The following is a 20,293-nucleotide window of genomic DNA, read 5'->3' as shown; positions in this document are numbered from 1 at the left end:
TTAAATCACAAGCCTAAAGGCAAGTATTAACAACGTTTTGTTAATGTTTGTTCACTACAAAATTTTAAAATCCAAACAAGAATGCAGCATTAACAAGGGCTGTAGGGTTGCGACCTCGATTCGAGTGTCAAACTCGGGAGAATTCGAATTCAAACAATGGCATTAGTGTCGCAAAAAACGAGGTTGCAACTATATAAAATCGGTTAAACTGAAAGCACCTTGCCTTTTCTAACAACACAATATATATCAGATAAAAAAGACTCAGCAATATAAAGACCTGCAAATGATATGTCAGAAAAGAAATCATTTCTTATTCTTTTTTATTTGTTTAATTAAAGCGTCCAATTCACTTATGTCAATATTTCTTTTTTGCACAAAAAAAGAAACAAGGTTATCCATTGAATTATTAAAATAATTGCTTAACATACTTCCAAATACCTTTTCGCGATATGCCTCTTTTGAAACCAATGGATAGTACTGATGAATTTTCCCGAATGTATTGTGAGCAATCATTTTTTTGTTCTCCAAAATCTTAATGACAGTAGAAACAGTTGTACTTGCAGGTTTTGGACTTGGAAATCCATCAAGGATGTCTTTCAGGAATCCTTTTTCTATTGTCCATACTATCTGCATTACCTGCTCTTCGGCTTTAGTTAATTCTTTCATTCAGCAAACATACAACTAATATTTTAGATATACGACTATATATATAGTCGTATATCTAAAATATTAGTTAAATAACTTACGAAATCGAAACAAGAAGTATAATCAAGTTGAGTTATCAAACCTTCGGTGGCACAAAAACATGAGGAAATCTGAAATTACATATTAACGTAATTCATAAACAACTCAAAACGCCTGCGCATGTCTTCGTCATACTCACTTTGGTGGAAAGAAGCCTTTACAGTATAATTGAAGCGGCTGAATGTCTGAAGGATGGCTGAAAGATCCTCGCGATTGATCTTTAATGTTACTTCTATCCTGTCTGTCCCCTGTTGAGGGGTAAGATAACAGGCTAAAATACGCGCGTCATTTTCCTCAACAATTTTCGCGATCTGGGTAAGGGTATAATCTTTCGGATTCATTTCGAGAATAATAATTCCTCCGGGCTGCTGAACTGCAGTCAACCCGGTTATAGAATCAGCAAGCGAATATTCCGAAAATGATCCAAGATATTTTTCGTCTTTGCTCAATACAGGAACAAGGCTTATCTTAAATGTATCTATCAGCTTGAGTGCGTCAAACAGATGCTGATCCTCGAACATAAAAGGTCTTACTGATGGATCTACATGGCCCTTTAGTGTTTCGCTGGAGTCATCAATATCCAGTAAAGTTTTTTCAGAAACCAGGCCGAGGTAAACATTTTTTTCAACCACAGGTAAATGGGCTACCTTATATTCATCCATCAGGTCGAGCGCTTTTGATACCTTATCTTTCGGCGACAATACAGGAAGCTCCTTATTTATAAGTTGGGCGGCTATCATACGGGCTACAATAGTAGCGAATACATGTGTATTGTGCAAGCCGGTTTTATTGAATTATATAGGCCATTGAATTTTAAAAACAATACTTTTGTAAATGCAGAAAAAACATGACCAAACTCAGTGTTAACATAAACAAGATAGCCACCCTACGTAATTCACGCGGTGGCAATGTGCCCGACCTTTTAAAAGTCGCAATGGACTGCGAGCGTTTTGGAGCGCAGGGAATAACGGTGCATCCACGACCCGATGAGCGGCACATCCGCTATAGGGATGTGGTAGCGCTTAACCCATTGGTAAAAACGGAGTTTAATATTGAAGGGTATCCGTCAGATAAATTCATTGAGCTGGTACTTAAAGTGAAACCCATGCAGGTAACATTAGTGCCTGACGCGCCCGATGCCCTGACCTCAGATGCAGGTTGGGATACAATTAAAAATCACGAATTGCTGAAAGATGTAATCAAAACATTAAAAAAAAATAACATCCGTACTTCTCTGTTCGTTGATACAGATCTGAAATTAATTGAAGCGGCAGCTAAAACAGGAACGGACAGAATTGAACTGTATACAGAGGCATACGCAAAAAATTTCTCAGGCAATAATGAAGCAGCTATCAGATCTTATATAGCAGCCGCTGAATTGGCAAATACTTTAAACCTTGGAGTTAATGCAGGCCATGACCTCAGCCTGGAAAACCTGAACTATTTTGCAAAACACATTCCTGGATTACTCGAAGTATCGATCGGGCACGCATTAATAGCGGATGCATTGTACCTTGGACTGGAAAATACCATACAATTATATTTACACGCGTTAAAGTAATAATATGATTGCATCCTAATAAACATCGTACGACCCCGTGCTACACTAATGAAACTCTTTTATAGAAAATACGGAACAGGGAGACCCATCATTATCCTTCATGGATTATTCGGCCAAAGCGACAACTGGCAAACACAAGCTAAAAGTCTGGCTGAAAGAGGATATGAAATATATGCTGTTGACCAACGGAATCATGGACTCTCTCCGCATAATGATGAGTTTAACTACAAAGTAATGAGTGCAGATCTCCATGAACTCATAGATGACCTTGATCTGAACAAAGTGACCTTGCTTGGTCATTCTATGGGAGGAAAAACCGCATTGCAGTTCGCGGTTGATCATCCTGAAAAGATACGTAAACTAATTATTGCCGATATCGCGCCAAAATTTTATCCGCCTCACCACCAACAGGTATTAGAGGCATTACAGGCCATTGACTTCAGTGTTTCTAAAACACGAAAAGAAGCGGATGAAATTCTTTCAAAACATATTAGCGACCCGGGAACAAAACAATTTCTATTAAAAAATATTTACTGGAAAACAGATACACAACTCGATTGGCGGTTCAATATAAATGCAATTATAAAAAACATTGATGCTGTAGGCGCTGAAATTGAATTCCCAAGGGTATATACTCAAAATGATTTCAGCATTTTGTTTATTCGAGGAGAAAACTCCGGTTATATAGTTGACTCTGACATTCCGGATATCCGGATTTTTTTTCCTGATGCCGAATTTATTACTATTGAAGATGCGGGACACTGGCTGCATGCTGACAAGCCAAAAGAATTTTTGAAGGAAGTAATCCGATTTATTGAAAATTAATGCAACAATATTTTCTTTGCAACTGTAGTTGTGCCGAAGGTGATTTTTAAAAAATACATTCCCCGCTCAAAGTTTGATACATCTATATTAGTAAATTGATCCTGGATTTGATCTGAAAAGAACACCTGTCCTAATATATTTTCCAGCTTCACAAAGGTTTTCGTCCGCATATTTAACCGTAAACTGATATTAACTTCAGTACTACCCGGATTGGGGTAAATTGTTATATCATCAGAACTAACTTTATCAGCAACTGACAGCACTCCCCCGCTTTCTTTGAAACGGGCAACAAACTCCTGGTAATAAACATTTGCGATCGTTGAATCATGAATTATCAATGTATTCTCATCGTTGGTTGTATTTGCGGAAGTTGTCCAATTGTGAGAACCTGTTAACACGATCGGGGCAGCCATTGAATTGGATTGATCGACAATTATATACTTATGGTGCAAAATGGAATTCGACTGGTTATCCGTAAGCAGGCTATCCCCCATCACTGTTTTCATATTATTGTAAACTGTCTGGCCAACCAATAAACCCGAAGGATCCTCCAGCCCCATTGCAACAAAACCTGTTTCCTGCGCTTTTGATATTATTGCATTTGCAATATCACTCCTTGTGAACTGGAGCATACAAAATTCCAGGTCGCTATCCGCCTTATTAATTGAATTAATAATCTTTGCATTTGTATCATCCGATGGACTAAAGTATAACTCCACCGTCTTTCCATCTATTACAAACTGGTGCGGGGTATTATCCGTTTTATACTGACCGAACCTCGAATTGGCCGTATTCGGCACCATACCTGTATCGCCCCACATTTCTTCAAACTCAGTCCGAAAAGCCAGTGCAAGAGGTTTGTCCTGTATAACAATAACATTGTTCGCATCCAGGTAAAACATATTATTCGACCAGTTGGCTGAACCTGTCCAGACAATTGCATCATTAGCATCGGCTGATTTAGCATCTACAATAACAAACTTATTATGCATTATATTATAATTCGATCCCTGTGGACTGGCCACTTTTGGTATTGATGCTGAGATATTTGGTATGCCTGTATTACCTACACTGCCATCATAAATAATACGCACTTTAACGCCCCTGTTATACGCTTTATTGATGGCAGCGGCAATATCCGCAATGGTGGATGCATAGGTATAATTATAAATAGCAATATCCAGGCTATACTTTGCCCTGTTAATATAAGCCACTAAAGTATCGTCGACCGTCTTAAATAATTGCTCCGCGTAAACACCTTTTGAAACACTCGTATCAACCGATTTGGTAAAATATACTTTAATCTTACCGCTGAGTGTTTTTTGAGCATTAACTGAAGCAACACAACAGAATAAAAAACTTAAACAAAAAAAGTATCTCATAACGGTGTAAAGCTAAAAAATTAACACAAATTCTTTTTGTGCGATTTTATCCACAACATAACTATTATTATCATTAATCATTTACTTTTGCCATGACAATATATAATTTAGAACTATGAACAGAGGCCCCATCTCCCAATTTATTGAAAAACATTATTTGCATTTTAATTCGGCCGCATTGATAGATGCGGCGAAAGGATACGAAGCCCATTTAACAGCAGGTGGAAAAATGATGATCACGCTTGCCGGAGCTATGAGCACTGCCGAACTTGGAAAATCTTTGGCTGAAATGATCCGTCAGGGAAAAGTGGACATTATTTCCTGCACCGGCGCAAATCTGGAGGAAGATATTATGAACCTTGTAGCTCATAAACATTATAAACGGGTCCCACATTACCGCGATTTAAGTCCTAAAGAAGAATGGGCTTTGCTGGAAGACGGATTTAATCGTGTTACCGATACTTGCATTCCTGAAGAAGAAGCATTCCGCAGGTTGCAAAAACATATTCATAAATTATGGGCCGATGCCGATAAAAAGAGAGAACGTTACCTGCCCCATGAGTTCATGTACAAAATGTTATTATCCGGGGTTTTGAAAGAATACTATGAAATTGACCCGAAAGATTCCTGGATGCTGGCAGCAGCGGAAAAAAATCTTCCTATCATATGTCCGGGTTGGGAAGATTCAACGATGGGTAATATTTTCGCTTCTTATTGTATCAAAGGCGAAATAAAACCGACCACGATGAAAAGTGGCATTGAATACATGATATGGCTGACTGATTGGTACAGGAAAAATTCCGGCGGCAAAGGTGTTGGCTTCTTCCAGATTGGGGGAGGCATTGCAGGTGATTTCCCAATCTGTGTTGTACCGATGATGTACCAGGACCTGGAATGGCACGATGTTCCTTTCTGGTCTTATTTCTGCCAGATATCCGACTCCACTACAAGTTATGGTTCCTATTCAGGCGCTGTTCCAAACGAAAAAATAACGTGGGGCAAGCTTGATATCAACACTCCGAAATTTATCGTAGAGTCGGACGCGACAATTGTTGCACCGCTTATTTTCGCGTGGTTATTGAAATGGTAAGTCCATATTGACAATGCTTGAAACTCCCGACTTATGGAAAAGTTTATTTTAACCTTTTCATTTGCATTATTAATCGTCGTGTCAAACGCACAAAGCTACCAATCACTTGACACCATCAAAGCTCCCGCTGACTTTGAAAATATTTATTCCCGTCCGCTCTACACTGATTCCCTGGCAAGCAGTTTTGTAATTTTTATTAAGAAAGAGGTTAAAATCCACAAACATATTACACATACCGAACATGTTTACATTCTGGAAGGTGATGGCGAAATGACACTGGGTGACAAAAAATTTAAAATTAAAAAAGGTGACATGGTGTTTATTCCTCAAAACACTCCTCATTCATTAAAAACTACTTCCAAACTACCGGTTAAAGTTGTATCACTCCAGTCGCCAATGTTTGACGGGAAAGACCGTGTCTTCATTGAATAATTATTTTACTCGTTATGTTTTCATTTAAGTCACTTTGCAGACTTTTTATCCAAAGTTGCTCTCCCAAACATTTTTTTGTCATAAAATGAAAAAATAATTCTCCTTCTCAGATTATGCTGTTTTTACAAAAACTTCATTTTGTTTCCGGATATTTTTATTTTTTCACGATGAGAGAATAAAAATACATATGCCTGAACATATTGAAAACAGGAACATTCAGAGGTCATGATAAAAAATATTTTTTACTTTTTCAAAAAAAATATTTTTGTTTGGCTTGCTGGTCTCTTGTTTCAGCTTCACATTGTTAACAAACGTGTGTTAAAAAAATAGTGGTGAATATTTTTTTGTACGTTAATTTTTTTGTTACTTCGTATCAGTAATTAACTAAAACCTAAAAACCATGGCTAAGAAAGCAAAAAAGAAAGCTGCTCCTAAAAAGAAAGCTGCTAAGAAGAAAGCTTCTAAAAGGAAGAAGTAATAAAAAAGCCCCGAAAAATTTCGGGGCTTTTTTTTGACATTTTATTTTGTATTACTCTTACAACCTCCGAACTCCGATACCGGGTTGATCATTCAGTACAAGTTTGCCCCTGTTAAATCCCACACCTTCAAACAAATCTTTTTTTATAAGCAGAGGCCCGTCCAGATCAGCCCAATCAGCCAAAGGACTAAGCTGCGCAGCGGCGGATACCGCGCATGATGTTTCCGACATGCAGCCAATCAATACCTTTAAGTTATGCTTCTGCGCCTCCCGGATTATTTTATAGGCTTCATTCAAACCGGTACACTTCATCAACTTTACATTAATTCCATGGAAACAATCTTTTATCCGGGTTAAGTCAGTCAATCGTTGAAACGACTCATCGGCAATTACAGGTAATGGACTTCTTTCGGTAAGCCATGCCAACCCCGTAAGATCATTCTTCGCAAGCGGCTGCTCTATAAATAAAACATTCTTTTCTTTTAACCAATGTATCATATCAAGCGCCTCTTCTTTTATCTTCCATCCCTGGTTCACATCAACAGATACCGTCTTATCTGTATATGAACGTATCGTTTCAATTATTTTTTTATCTTCATCACTTCCAAGTTTCACTTTTAAAATTTTGAATGCCTCCGCTTCCTTTATTTTCCTGGCAACAACTTCCGGCGCATCCATTCCAATTGTTATAGAAGTATCTGGCGCATCCGCCTTTTGCAGGTTCCAGAACGTATAACAGGCTCTGCCCTCCAATTTACCTTTTAGATCATGTAACGCTATATCAATGCTCGCTTTTGCCGCTGCATTTCCTTCTGCTATAGCATCCACTCTATCTATTATCGTCTCCAGGCAAAACGGTGTTTTGAACTCATCAAGCACTTTACCTGCTTTGATCAAAAAATCCGAAACTGTTGTATGATCTTCTCCCAAGTAGGGCGGCATTGAGGCTTCCCCATATCCGACAATTCCATCACACACTATTTCAGTAATAACCACAGGTGTTATAGTCCGGTAATTCAAAGCGATCTTGAAGGGATGCCTGAACTCAAGAGTATATGGAGTATAATGAAGTTTCAAATAAAGGATTTTTGCGAATATACTCAGAATTGGTTATTGGTTGTCGGTTGTTTGTTGTGTTCCTGTCCCAAACAACCAACAACTGACAACAATTAACTATTTTTCAATCATCCTTGCCTGTATTTTAAAATTCATGTAAGTTTGTGAAAGATAACTAAAACAATATACTATGTTAAAGAAACTACTTCTATTCGCACTTCCCGCTTTGTTTTTGATTTCCGGTTGTAATAACTCAAAAAAAGATGATGATAATGTTCCTGGAATGTCGCAGTATGACCTGAGCTCCTATGGTGCACCTGTTACGATCAACGTTCCCGATACGACAAAAACAAAACTTGAGATCGTGGCACAGGGCTCGGGGTCCATTGAGATCAGATCCGGAAAAGATTTTCAAATCAGTGTTACCCCGGATGAAGGTGATTTTCCTCTTAAGAAAAGTGATATCTCTTCGGATGATGTGAAAAAATTCAAACGCTACGTGGTTGATGAACCGACAAGCCTGATCTGGGAATCACAGGTAAGCGGACTTGAGCCGGAATTCCATTTTTACACTATAATAAAAACAGGAAAAGACAGCTATCTGATCGAAGACATCAAAGAAGGTGATCCGTTTTCAGAGAAAGCTATTCAGAAAATGGTCGATGCCGCAAAAAGCATTAAAGCAAAAGAAGCCGGAAATTCATAATCCTGAAACTTAAACTAAAAGTGAAGGGCCACCCTGAATATTCAGGATGGCCCTTCACTTTTATAATCACTTCACAAGTAATTGTTACTGAGCCTCCATTTTATTTTTATTGCGCTTACGTTCATTTTCATCGAGGTATATCTTTCTGAGACGAATAGCTTTAGGTGTTATCTCAACATATTCATCTCCCTGGATATATTCCATCGCTTCTTCAAGCGAAAAATTAACCTTCGGGGCAATGCGCATCTTAGCATCACTGCCAGATGCCCTCATATTTGTTAATTTTTTCTCTACACAAATATTTACAAGCATGTCATCAGGGCGAATATTTTCCCCAATTATCTGACCGGTGTATACCTCTTCCCCCGGATCCACAAAAAATCTTCCCCTGTCCTGTAAATTATTAATTGAATAACTTACAGATGTACCCTTTTCTTTCGATATCAACACTCCTGCGATACGTCCGGGGATAGGACCCTTCCACGACTCAAACGCTTTAAAACGATGTGCCATTATAGCTTCACCGGCAGTCGCTGTCAGCACATTATTACGTAATCCTATTATTCCGCGGGAAGGGATATTGAATTCAAGGTGGATCAGATCACCCTTTGGTTCCATAGCGATCATGTCACCTCTGCGCTGTGATACAAGATCGATTACTTTGCTTGACGTTTCCTGCGGAGTGTCAACAGTAAGCACCTCGACCGGTTCATGTTTCACTCCATCTATTTCTTTGACAATTACCTGTGGCTGGCCAAGCTGCAACTCATAACCTTCACGGCGCATGGTCTCCACCAATATTGATAAATGTAAAATTCCCCTTCCGAAAACAATATACGAATCGGGTGATTCTGTTTCTTCCAGCCGCATAGCCAGGTTCTTTTCCAGCTCCTTAAATAAACGGTCACGCAAATGGCGCGATGTTACATACTTTCCATCCTTACCATAAAATGGGGAGTTGTTAATGGTAAACAGCATACTCATGGTAGGCTCATCAATATCAATAGGTGTAAGTCCTTCCGGTTTTTCAAAATCGGCAATAGTATCGCCAATATCAAAACCTTCAATGCCGGTAATGGCGCATATATCACCTGCACGCACTTCGGTAGCTTTTGTTTTTCCCAACCCGTCAAAAACGAATAAGTCCTTTATTCTTCCTTTTACAATGGACTGATCCCGCTTCACCAATGATACCGGCATATTTTCTTTTATAATACCACGGTAAACTCTTCCGATTGCAATCCGGCCAACAAATGAAGAGTAATCCAATGATGTTATTTGCATCTGCAGTGTTCCTTCACGAAAGGGTGCAGAAGGTATCTTTTCAATTATGGTTTCGAAAAGATAGGTGATATCAGTAGTAGGTGTTTTCCAATCCGGACCCATCCACCCCTGCTTTGATGAACCATAAACGGTCGGAAAATTCAATTGCTCCTCAGTTGCATCCAGATTAAAGAACAATTCAAATATTGAGTCATGCACTTCATCCGGACGACAATTTGGTTTATCCACCTTATTAACTACAACAATAACTTTTAGTCCATGCTGCAATGCCTTTTGTAATACAAACCGTGTTTGCGGCATAGCACCTTCAAAAGCATCAACAAGTAACAATACGCCATCAGCCATATTGAGCACCCGCTCCACCTCACCGCCAAAATCGGCATGGCCGGGTGTATCAATAATATTAATCTTGGTCCCTTTATAGATTACCGAAACGTTCTTGGCAAGTATTGTTATTCCCCGCTCCCGCTCAAGGTCATTATTATCAAGAATAAGCTCCCCGGTTTCCTGGTTATCCCGGAATATCTTTGATGTATGAAGCATTTTGTCAACCAATGTGGTTTTTCCGTGGTCAACGTGGGCAATAATGGCTATGTTACGTATACTTTGCATAAATCCTCATTTTTTGAGAGGTGCAAAGGTAGCATTAATTTAGGAAAGAACATGCTCTTTAAAACATTGCACGGGAAGCTACTCTGTATTTCTTAGCCGTTATAGTTTTATTCTTGGGGTATTTTATTGCAAAAGACAGGTTGAGCTTTTTCATTTCATCGGGTTGAAGTGTATATTTCCACGTAAGTTTACCTGTAATAATATCCTTTTCAGCCTTTGATAGCTCGATCTCTTCTACAGAAATATCACCTTGCTGCGATATCGGAAGCTGGTCATTTATTTCTATCTGAACCGGAGTTTTACGGTTGTTTTTTATCACTATCTCATAAGCATAGGCTTCCTTTTTTGTTGAACCAATAAACTTTTGTGTGCTGAAATCCTTTTGCTTGGTACGGGTAACAATGATCTTATTGTCGCGGCCAAGAGACAGATCAAGTGTGTCATCTACACTTCGTGTCTGGATATAGGATTGTCCCACATATGTACCTCCATAATATACATTAGCCGGACCCTCAACAAGATCAAGGTCTTCCCAACCTGTTATGCGCGCAATCAGAAATGCATCCCGATCAATTTTAGGAGAACTGAAGTGCTGGAATGTTGCAGGCAAATTGTATGTGGTTACATCCACAATATAAGGTTTGGAGTCGGCAGGTATGGAATACGCTGTTTTAATTTCGAAATCAGCACTTAGCTCTGATACTTGAATTTGCTCATACTGGACTTGTTGTACCCTCCCTTTAAATTCCTCGCGGGTTATTGTACTCCCAGCCTTACTATCCGCATCAATTAACGGTGCACTATATTTTTGCATTGAATAATTTTGCTGCTTTAAATTCATGTTACTTTGATAGTTATAATTGCTTGCATAATTCAAATACCATGCATCCATTTCCGGCTTTGACGCACTTCGCATAGGATCTGCGGTTGACAAACGCATCTTTACATCTTTCCAGTCAACACCGGTATTATTGAACACCTTTGCCCTGTACTTAAGTTCAATTGGTTTATTCACATCCTCTGCTTTCAGATCGTAGCTGGGTGCCCAACCGGCATCGGTTACAATATATTTTAACTCAATGTTACACATGGTTTTCGCTGATGACATAAGCAATATACTTACCTCAGCCATTGGCATATTAAATCGGGCATTCAATTCATTCAACTGCTGATTGGCTTTTACAAGCACCTCGTTGAGTTTGCGGTCTTTCTTTTCAATCTTCCCAACTTCATCATTAATTTCCCGTATACGTAAGCGATAAAAATCAGCGATAGCCTTTAGTTCAATTACAGAAAGTGCTTTATCTTTTCCGCTCAGGTTCTTATTCTCGATCAGGAGGTTCTTTTCTGTTACAAAAGCATCCTTCTCATTCCTGAGTTGGATCAATGCATCATTCAGGTACTGAACTGAATCTTTAAGCTGCTTCACACGGGGCTGATCATCCTGTTTGGACAAATAATTTATCTCATCTGAAACGGACAAGATTGCGACATCACCGCTGATATTCACCTGTACACTTTTTGAAACTAATTTTTGCGACAAGCCGGTGAACACTATTTTGTTTCGCCCTGCAGCAAGTGATACCTGTTTGCTTTGCGTTACCTCCGCTCCATCCAGGTATACGATCACGGACTGAACCGGGCTACTGATCTCCTGCTGAGCTTCTGCTTTAAAAATGCAGGGAACACAGAACATTGCTGCAATAAACAAATTCATTATTTTCATAAATATTTTTTTTGAAATTATACATCGCAAATAATGTGCAAAAAAAATAAGCCCCCAGATGGAGGCTCATGTTATTTCTTTTCGGCACCGGCGATGGCCGGTGTTGTATCCTGAAGATAGACCTCGGAACAATCCCTGTATCGGATGGGGTTTGCAGGAAGTCTTTTCACACGTGATTTTATCAGCCTGTAATTTTCATCGTACCATAACATCATTATGGGCGCGTCATTCATCATTACCTGTTCGGCCTGTGCAAAATACATATAGCTTTCATCACGTGTTTTAGCAGTCCGTCCCTTTTCAAACAATTTATCAAACTCAGGGTTTTTATACCGGGTTGTATTAGGAAATGAAGGCTTATCAAGCGATTCAGGCACCGGGGCGCCATAGAACATCCACAAAAAGCTTTCCGGATTCGGATAGTCTGCAAGCCAGCCTGCACGGAGAATATCGGCACGTGCATATTTGGCATCCTCCAGCTTTTGTGCCAATGTCTTCACTTCAAAATCAACTCTTATGCCCAACACATCCATCAACTGCTTCTGTATTTCAAGGGCTACTTTTGTATTTTTTGCACCTCCGCTATTAAGAACTACCTTAACAACCGGAAACGTCTTTTTATCTTTATACCCGCTTTCGTAGAACAACCGATTGGCCATGTCAGGATTGTAATCGTAACCCTTAATTTTAGTTATATCATACTCCTTAAACGATGGAGGCGAAACACCATATATTCCGGGTCCGTAGGCTTCGCCTTTCAATATATCGTCGATAATTTTATTACGGTTAATAGCATAAGAGAATGCCTTTCGCACACGAACATCATCAAATGGCGGGCGTGTAAGGTTAAACTCATAATAATTGCTTGCCATTTCAGGGGTCCGTTCAAGGATATACCCTACTGTTTTATTTTTAAATTGTTCGATCTGCTTTTCCACGAGGCTTCGGACGGACTCAGAAGGGAGTCCAAGTACAACATCAACCTCACCCTTTTCAAAGGCTTCAAGTTGAGCCGACTTTGTGCCCAGTATTTTCATTACAAGACTATCAACAAAAGGCAATTGGTTGCCAAACGAATCCACACGATGATAATTGGGGTTTCTCAACAAAACAACATTACCCGCCTTTTTATCATTTACCCCGAACATGAATGGTCCGGTACCTGTATGAAGCTCATTACCATATTTCTCTACCCCTTCTTTAGGCACAATTGAGGCTATCGGACTTGCCAATATATATAGGAAGGAGGTACTTGGAACCTGCAGAATGATCTGTACCGTATAATCATCTATCACTTTTACTCCTTCAAGGCCCGAAGCAGGCTTACCTTTAGCCGATGCTTCATAATACTCAATAGCACCTTTGACATTGTTTTTGAACGATGAGGCAAAATTTACATTATCAGGACTCTGACTACATAGTAATTCGAATGAGTATTTTACATCAGAGGCTTTTACTTCCCGACCCTTACCTTCCGGGAAACATTCGTCATCCTGAAAAAACACACCTTTTTTAAGGTGAAAAGTATACGTGGTTCCGGCAGGATCTATCTCCCATTTTTCAGCAATACCGGGGTTTACCGACAAATCATTTACACTAAATTTGACCAAACCTTCATATATCTGGTTCGCCAGGAAACTTGAAACAGCATCCGCAAGAGCAATGGGATACAACGTCTGGTAATCATCCGTTTCACTAATCGTAAACGTTCCCCCATAGACACGATCCCCCTTGGCAGGCTCATGTGATCTTTTTGAACCTCCGCCTGAACATGATACTATAAGAAAACCTATTACAATACCTGCAAACAGTGAGATTTGACGAATTATCCTTGGCCTATACAACATTTACTCCTTTTAGCTTATTAATAATGGACTGCAAGGATAACACAACTTTAATTAAATAACAAATATAAAGCCCATTAACAAGCCTAATAGTTGGGGTTAATTTTTTTTATATACTTTTAGCAGCTCTATTAAAAAGAAGATTATTATATTTGTCAGAATAATTAGTAAAAATTATCAGGTTTTATTTTGAATTTCTGAAATAACATTATAATATTGCGGTTCCAAAAATAATGGGTAACCTTATTTTTAATATTACAAAAATGAAGAAACTTCTATTATTTGCAGTTATTAGCCTACTACTTGCGGCCTTCCAGGCAAATGCAGGGGTTATTGTACTTGAGGGCAATTACCAGGGAAAAAATCTTTTTGTGCAAAACCCTTTTGGTAGTTCAGGTGTCGGATTTTGCGTGATGGAAGTTTTGGTGAATGATCAGGTAACAACCGATGAGATCAACTCAAGCGCTTTTGAAATAGATTTCAAAAATTTCCAATTGAAACTGGGTGACAAAATCGAGGTTAAGATTAAGCATAAAGATGACTGTAAACCCAAAGTTCTGAATCCTGAGGTTTTAAAGCCAAGAAGCACTTACGAAGTACTTTCAATGAAAGTTGAAAAAGACGGCACTTTAAAATGGTCCACAAAAGGTGAAACAGGAAAGCTTCCTTATGTTATTGAGCAATTTGTATACACAACCTGGAAGAAAGTAGGCGAAGTTGAAGGTAGCGGATCTACCGATGTTAACGAATATTCATTTAAGATCGTTCCACATTCAGGCAAAAACCAATTCAGGGTGAAACAGGTTGATTATACCAACCAGCCCCGCTTATCAAAACCTATCGACTACCAGTCAACTTCTCCTACGCTTGATTTTATGCCGAAGAAGGTAAGTAATGTTATAGAATTTGTGCAACAGGCAAACCCTAAGGCTGGAGAAGAAACAATGTTTGAGATATATGATCAATATGGTAACATTGTTAAGAAAGGTTTTGCCAAACAAGTGGACGTTTCTAACCTGCAAAAGGGTGTATATTACATCATATATGATGGCAAATCCGGCGAGTTTGTAAAGAAATAAAACAACATTATATAATACATTACATGATCCCGGTAATAATTATCGGGATCATTTTTTTATACTACCTATCATGTATCTACGCGTTGAACATATCGGAATTGCAGTGAAAAGCATCAATGATTCCAATGAACTGTTCAGAAAACTATTGGGGGATCCGCATTATAAAGTTGAGCAGGTTGATAGCGAAAAGGTATCCACTTCATTCTTTAAGATCGGTGATAATAAAATAGAATTACTGGAAGCAACCGCTCCGGATAGCCCTATCGCTAAGTTCATTGAAAAAAGAGGCGAAGGTATTCACCACATCGCGCTTGAAGTAGATGACATTTACAAAGAGATGAAACGCCTGCAAACAGAAGGCTTTACGTTACTTTCAGCTGAACCCCAAAAAGGCGCCGACAATAAACTTGTCTGCTTTTTACACCCTAAAAGCACCAATGGTGTACTGATAGAGCTTTGCCAGGAAATAAAATAACCCTGCCTGCAGAGATAATTGCTTGCGCGGTGAAGGAAGGTTTAAAGGTTTAAAGTTAAAAGTTCGTCTGCGAGGACTTTGTCCTTAGCCATTAACAACGTATGTAACCCGACACACTTTCCGCCTTCAATATGATGTACTGAATCATCAATGAAAAGTGTTTCCGAAGGATTGAGTTTATTTTCTGAAATTACTAATTGAAATATTTCCTTATTTGGCTTTCGCATTCCAACCTTATGGGAATAATATTCCTTTTCAAAAATACCCGACAGATCTTTTAACCCGAAATTCTTATTTAATATTTCATTGACCGCCTCTAAGTGAATCTCATTTGTATTGCTTAATAAAAACAACCTGTATTTTAACCTCAGCTTTTCAAGCAGCCTCAACCGTTCAATCGGAAAGTCAAGCAGCATAGCATTCCATGCCTCATTAATTGTCTTGTCATCAATATTATTTTGCAATAAACCTCTTATCCCATTACGAAATTGCCGGGAGGTAATTGCTCCCGTCTCAAAATCCTCAAATAGCTTTTTATCCTTCTGTTCAGCATAAATAGCATCGAATGAACCGAAATCAGGCGCAATTTTCTGAAAGGCTTTTGTTGTTAATGAGTAATCCAGATTAAGCAACACTCCCCCGAGATCAAAAATTATGTTTTTAATAATTAAGGTCACGACTTTGTAGTTCTGCTTGAATATGTTGTAAATAAAAAGCCTCATATTTCTATAAGGCTTTAGGGAACGAAACCATGCCCCCTATTGTACCAAATATACGAGGATTTGTAATTAATTTCTAATCTCAAAAACTTTATTTCAACTCACGAAAAATAGTTCAAGAAAACATGATGATTTTATAACTGCATTCAAAGCAATTATTCTTATCAAAGATGGGGAAACATTTTTACTGATTTTTCCCTTTGACAAGGACGATTTCGACAATACTCCTTTTGCTAAAAAAAGCGGGCTCAGTAAAATTTCATGGAGTTTAATGAGAAAGGGAACTAGACTCCGAATTGGTTGCCTAAATACATATTATAATCATAAAAAAATAATAGTATTTTTTGATTATAATACGAAAATATAGTATATTTGCCCCTATTATGATAAAAAGAACATTATATGAAAAAATTACGGGTCAGCTTTTTAAAGGTAAGGCTATTATTATTTTAGGAGCAAGACAGGTAGGAAAAACTACCATATTAGAGGAGCTTCAAAAAAATATAGATGGGAAATTTCTTTTCTTAACTGCTGATGAGCCTGATGTAAGAGAGCGTTTAACAAACGTTACTTCTTCTCAACTCAAACAGGTAATCGGAGATAACAGGATAGTGGTGATTGATGAAGCGCAACGAATTAAAAATATTGGGCTTACGCTTAAACTTATTACCGATCAGATAAAACATGTACAATTGGTAGCTACCGGGTCATCTGCCTTCGAACTTGCCAATGAAATCAATGAACCTCTTACAGGACGTAAATACGAGTATAGCCTATTTCCTATTTCTGTAAAAGAAATGATAGATCATCATGGGGCGATGGAAGAAAAAAGAATGCTTGAGACACGTCTTATTTATGGAATGTACCCAGAAGTGGTAATAAATCCCGGAAAGGAAAAGAGAGCGCTTGAAAATCTTACCGGAAGTTATTTGTATAAAGATATTTTTTCTTTTCAGGAAATCCGAAGGCCCAATGTGGTCGAAAAACTTTTGCAAGCTCTTGCATTACAGGTTTGCAATGAAATTTCCTATAATGAACTGGCACAAATTATATCGGCCGATCCTGTCACAGTTGAGCGGTATATTGGCTTGCTTGAACAGGCATTTGTAATTTTTCGCCTGTATTCACTGAGCCGAAATCATCGCAACGAATTGAAAAAAAGCAGAAAGGTTTATTTCTATGACAATGGTATCCGCAATGCACTGATTGCCAATTTCAATCCATTGTCATTGCGCCAGGATACTGGAGCACTTTGGGAAAATTTTATGGTGAGCGAACGTATAAAACATACGCACTACAACGACATTTATTGTAACCGATTCTTCTGGCGCACCTTGCAACAGCAGGAAATTGATTATATAGAAGAGCGGGAAGGGAAATTATTTGCGTTTGAATTTAAATGGAATAAAAAAGTGAAACCAAAGTTCCCGAAAACATTTGCATCGGCTTATCCAAATGCAGAAATGAAAATGGTTACACCGGATAACTATGAAGAGTTTATAACGTAAATTATAGGATGCAAGAACAACTCATATTTCGAGCTAGCACCGTAAATAATTTGCATGAAGGGAATCCAATATAAAGTAGATGATCTTTTTCACTAAATAATATGTAAACACAATAAGGTAACATTAAATATTAGAATCCCTGAAGTAGGCCTTAATAAGTATTGGAACAATTCATCATATTTAAAAATATTTTTTCAAACGCTGTTTTTCCATATAATCCAATCAGGGCGCATTAACTACCACATTTATACTACATCCGTTTTTATCGGTAATTTTATTGCATACAGGCCCGGGCACAGGTGACTTTTATACCTGTTAATGTATCCATCCGGCCAGGAATAACTATACGGGATTGTGCCTCCTGCAGCAGTAACCATTATCCATTCTTTGCAACCACAGTTGGTACAATTGGCCGTGCCCTTGGTAAAATTTCCGATTAAGGGTAGCGGGGGAGTTAAAATGGCAATAGCAGTGGCCGTGCAAGCATTTACATCAGTAACAGTTACCGTGTAATTACCTGCGGCAAGGCCTGTAGCGGTTTGTGTGGTTTGTCCATTACTCCAGGCATATATGTAAGGAACACTTCCGCCGTTAGGATTTGCGGAAGCTGTTCCATTGCTGTTTCCGCAGCTTGGCGAAGTAATGGTTGTACCTGAAGTAAGCGTACATCCGCAATTGTTGATCGTAATGGTTTTATAAACCGAATCCCTGCTGCATATCCCATCCACCACTAATGATACGGTGTATGTGCCCGGATTGGTATAGGTAATACCCCCCGGATTCTGTTGAGTGGAAGTAGAAGGGGATGCGCCGGGAAAATACCATTTATACAGATAACTGTTTGTATCGCATGTAAGGGCGCTAGTTATGGAGGATGTAAACTGAGTAGCGGAGTTGCTGCACACGCTGGCCGGTGTATTGAAACTAGCCGTAGTAGTGTTGTTATCCCCACAACTGTTGCCGCAGAATTTTGCAACTATAACATCCCCGCCGGGTATCATTCCCGTTGTTCCTCCTGCATAATTTGTTTGAAACGCACCTGCAGTTACCGGAAAGCCGCCAAAGCTACTCCCGGTTACATAAACATAATTTTGCCAGGTTGCAATACCACCTGCGCCGAAGTCTAAATCATCATGCCCGCTTCCTCCTATAAATGTGCTGCATATACGTTTACCCGAAGGCCCGAATTTAGTAACAAACATATCTTCAGGGCCATCACCGTTTGGCCCGTTTCCTCCCGCAAACACTTTCTGGAGAGCGCAGGTATTCATAGGAAAGTTTCCGTTATCTGCATCTTCCCACTCTCCGAATATATATATATGTTTCCATTATCGTCAGCAGCACATCTGAATGCCCATTCCTGCCGGTACCCTCCATGATAAGTAGCCCATAACCGTGCGCCGGTGGAATTAAATTTTATTACAAAAACATCATAACTGCCTCCCGTGACTGACTGAAATACCGTGTTGCCGGCAACTGCACCCACCGGAAAATTTGTTGCGCTTGTATATCCTGTAATTACTGTGTTGCCGGATAAATCTATAGTTATATCACACCCTATGTCCCTCCCATTTCCCCCATAGTGAGTAGCCCATAACCGCACACCGGTAGGATCAAATTTTAATATGAAGGCATCATAATCAAACCCCGCGAAGGCTTTTGCGGCTTGAAATACTGTATTGCCTGCTACTGCCCCCGTAGGGAAATTGGTTGATGCTGTCGTTCCGGTAACAAACAAATTACCGGAACCATCCAAGATTATGCCTCTGCCTCCATCAATATCATTTCCTCCATAATAAGTTGCCCATAACCGATTGCCCGTGGCATCAAATTTTAGAATACAGGCATCTCCCGCAAAACCACAGGCAGTCTGAAATACAGTATTCCCTGCAGTCGCCCCTACGGGAAAATCTAATGATTGCGCGTCCCCGGTAATAGCAATATTATTTGAAATATCCGTTGCTATGTCAAAACCGTACTCATCTCCGGTACCTCCGTAATAAGTAGCCCATAATCGTAATCCCAGAGGATTAAACTTTAATAAAAAAATATCAAATCCCCCTGCATTACTTGTCTGGGCTACAGTATTTCCGGCAATTGCACCTACAGGGAAAGTTACTGAAGATGTAGCCCCTGTAACAACTATATTACCCAACAAATCTGTAGCTAAGCCATAACCTACATCATTACCGCTTCCGCCATAGTAGGTAGCCCATAATCGCGTTCCAGCGGGATCGAATTTTACTATAAATGCGTCACCGTAACCCAATGCTGTGCCTCCCTGATAACCCGCCTGAAATACTGTATAGCCAGTTGCTGCAGCAGCAGGAAAAGCTGTTGAGAAGGTATATCCTGTAATGGCCGAATTCCCTGTCTTATCCGTAGTTATAGCGCTGGGAAGTTCCTTACTATTGCCCCCGTAATAAGTGGCCCATGCATAAGGATCTATGATGAGAGAATACGAGGGATTGTATGCTTCAACCAGGAACATAACTAAAGCGCTGTCCTTAGCCTGGTACCGGGTTTTCGCTAAAGTGTATTTGGCTTTTATGTTTATTACCTCTCCGTTTATTAACTGGTAAACTTTTGGAAGGATTTCTTCCAATGTTCCCATTACAGTTTCTACTTTTACGGTGTATGACAAATTCGCACCCCTGCTAAGCGGCTTTTTTTATTAAATCTACCATATGAGGCCATCGATTACTTTTTTTATGAGCTCTGAGATTAACAATATACTGAGCGCCACTAATACTCCATCGTTGCCCTGATAGT

General features: G+C 39.2%; 18 protein-coding genes. 8 read left to right on the top strand and 10 right to left on the bottom strand.

Annotated features, from left to right (window positions below):
• Nucleotides 1-303: 303 nt before the first annotated feature.
• Together HYU69_03960 and HYU69_03955 are read right to left on the bottom strand one after the other, a co-directional pair.
• The gene (locus HYU69_03960; protein MBI2269495.1) at nt 304-666 is read right to left on the bottom strand and encodes a BlaI/MecI/CopY family transcriptional regulator; all 363 of its coding nucleotides are present in this window, start codon (nt 664-666) and stop codon (nt 304-306) included.
• Nucleotides 667-821: 155 nt separating this feature from the next.
• Nucleotides 822-1,523 carry a CBS domain-containing protein gene (locus HYU69_03955; protein ID MBI2269494.1) on the bottom strand — a complete coding sequence of 234 codons (702 nt, stop codon included), beginning with the start codon at nt 1,521-1,523 and terminating at the stop codon, nt 822-824.
• A gap of 68 nt (nt 1,524-1,591) precedes the next feature.
• Between HYU69_03955 and HYU69_03950 the strand changes: the two genes are divergently transcribed.
• Nucleotides 1,592-2,305 carry a pyridoxine 5'-phosphate synthase gene (locus tag HYU69_03950; GenBank protein MBI2269493.1) on the top strand — a complete coding sequence of 238 codons (714 nt, stop codon included), beginning with the start codon at nt 1,592-1,594 and terminating at the stop codon, nt 2,303-2,305.
• Between the two features lie 48 nt (nt 2,306-2,353).
• Nucleotides 2,354-3,130, top strand: coding sequence for an alpha/beta fold hydrolase (locus tag HYU69_03945; protein ID MBI2269492.1), 777 nt, complete (start codon nt 2,354-2,356; stop codon nt 3,128-3,130).
• Here HYU69_03945 and HYU69_03940 read toward each other — a convergent pair.
• Nucleotides 3,127-4,512, bottom strand: a complete 1,386-nt coding sequence (locus tag HYU69_03940; GenBank protein MBI2269491.1) for a T9SS type A sorting domain-containing protein — start codon at nt 4,510-4,512, stop codon at nt 3,127-3,129. The genes HYU69_03945 and HYU69_03940 overlap by 4 nt on opposite strands.
• Nucleotides 4,513-4,627: 115 nt before the next feature.
• Between HYU69_03940 and HYU69_03935 the strand changes: the two genes are divergently transcribed.
• Nucleotides 4,628-5,602, top strand: coding sequence for a deoxyhypusine synthase family protein (locus HYU69_03935; protein MBI2269490.1), 975 nt, complete (start codon nt 4,628-4,630; stop codon nt 5,600-5,602).
• Nucleotides 5,603-5,635: 33 nt separating this feature from the next.
• Nucleotides 5,636-6,034, top strand: coding sequence for a cupin domain-containing protein (locus HYU69_03930; GenBank protein MBI2269489.1), 399 nt, complete (start codon nt 5,636-5,638; stop codon nt 6,032-6,034).
• Between the two features lie 535 nt (nt 6,035-6,569).
• Here the strand turns inward: HYU69_03930 and HYU69_03925 are convergent.
• Nucleotides 6,570-7,589 (bottom strand): dipeptide epimerase, encoded by a 1,020-nt coding sequence (locus HYU69_03925; GenBank protein ID MBI2269488.1) that lies wholly within the window; start codon nt 7,587-7,589, stop codon nt 6,570-6,572.
• 169 nt (nt 7,590-7,758) lie between these two features.
• Here HYU69_03925 and HYU69_03920 point away from each other — a divergent pair, with 169 nt between their 5' ends.
• A complete protein-coding gene (locus HYU69_03920) occupies nt 7,759-8,274 on the top strand; it encodes a hypothetical protein (GenBank protein ID MBI2269487.1) in 516 nt (171 codons plus the stop codon).
• 84 nt (nt 8,275-8,358) lie between these two features.
• Here the strand turns inward: HYU69_03920 and typA are convergent, their stop codons facing one another.
• The 3 genes from typA to HYU69_03905 all read right to left on the bottom strand — a co-directional run bounded on the left by typA (nt 8,359) and on the right by HYU69_03905 (nt 13,743).
• Entirely contained in the window at nt 8,359-10,170 is a 1,812-nt protein-coding gene (gene typA, locus HYU69_03915) for a translational GTPase TypA (protein ID MBI2269486.1), read from the bottom strand.
• A 58-nt stretch (nt 10,171-10,228) separates the two neighbouring features.
• A complete protein-coding gene (locus tag HYU69_03910) occupies nt 10,229-11,896 on the bottom strand; it encodes a DUF4139 domain-containing protein (GenBank protein MBI2269485.1) in 1,668 nt (555 codons plus the stop codon).
• A 71-nt stretch (nt 11,897-11,967) separates the two neighbouring features.
• Nucleotides 11,968-13,743, bottom strand: a complete 1,776-nt coding sequence (locus HYU69_03905) for an ABC transporter substrate-binding protein (protein ID MBI2269484.1) — start codon at nt 13,741-13,743, stop codon at nt 11,968-11,970.
• 260 nt (nt 13,744-14,003) lie between these two features.
• On the opposite strand from HYU69_03905, the gene HYU69_03900 reads away from it, so the two are divergent.
• Entirely contained in the window at nt 14,004-14,819 is an 816-nt protein-coding gene (locus HYU69_03900) for a hypothetical protein (protein MBI2269483.1), read from the top strand.
• Between the two features lie 70 nt (nt 14,820-14,889).
• Entirely contained in the window at nt 14,890-15,294 is a 405-nt protein-coding gene (gene mce / locus HYU69_03895) for a methylmalonyl-CoA epimerase (protein MBI2269482.1), read from the top strand.
• 41 nt (nt 15,295-15,335) lie between these two features.
• Here mce and HYU69_03890 read toward each other — a convergent pair whose 3' ends face one another.
• Complete coding sequence (locus HYU69_03890) at nt 15,336-15,971, bottom strand: HAD family phosphatase (GenBank protein MBI2269481.1); 636 nt, start codon at nt 15,969-15,971, stop codon at nt 15,336-15,338.
• Nucleotides 15,972-16,396: 425 nt separating this feature from the next.
• Between HYU69_03890 and HYU69_03885 the strand changes: the two genes are divergently transcribed.
• A complete protein-coding gene (locus HYU69_03885) occupies nt 16,397-17,521 on the top strand; it encodes an ATP-binding protein (GenBank protein MBI2269480.1) in 1,125 nt (374 codons plus the stop codon).
• Between the two features lie 245 nt (nt 17,522-17,766).
• Here HYU69_03885 and HYU69_03880 read toward each other — a convergent pair whose 3' ends face one another.
• Nucleotides 17,767-18,792 carry a hypothetical protein gene (locus HYU69_03880; protein ID MBI2269479.1) on the bottom strand — a complete coding sequence of 342 codons (1,026 nt, stop codon included), beginning with the start codon at nt 18,790-18,792 and terminating at the stop codon, nt 17,767-17,769.
• Nucleotides 18,789-20,135, bottom strand: coding sequence for an SBBP repeat-containing protein (locus tag HYU69_03875; GenBank protein ID MBI2269478.1), 1,347 nt, complete (start codon nt 20,133-20,135; stop codon nt 18,789-18,791). Before HYU69_03875 ends, HYU69_03880 begins: the two co-directional genes overlap by 4 nt.
• Nucleotides 20,136-20,293 lie beyond the last annotated feature (158 nt).

The organism is Bacteroidota bacterium (assembly GCA_016183775.1).
Taxonomy (GTDB): domain Bacteria; phylum Bacteroidota; class Bacteroidia; order JABDFU01; family JABDFU01; genus JABDFU01.
The sequence above is the reverse complement of the archived record's forward strand: the minus strand, read 5'-3'. Positions and strand labels throughout refer to the sequence as shown.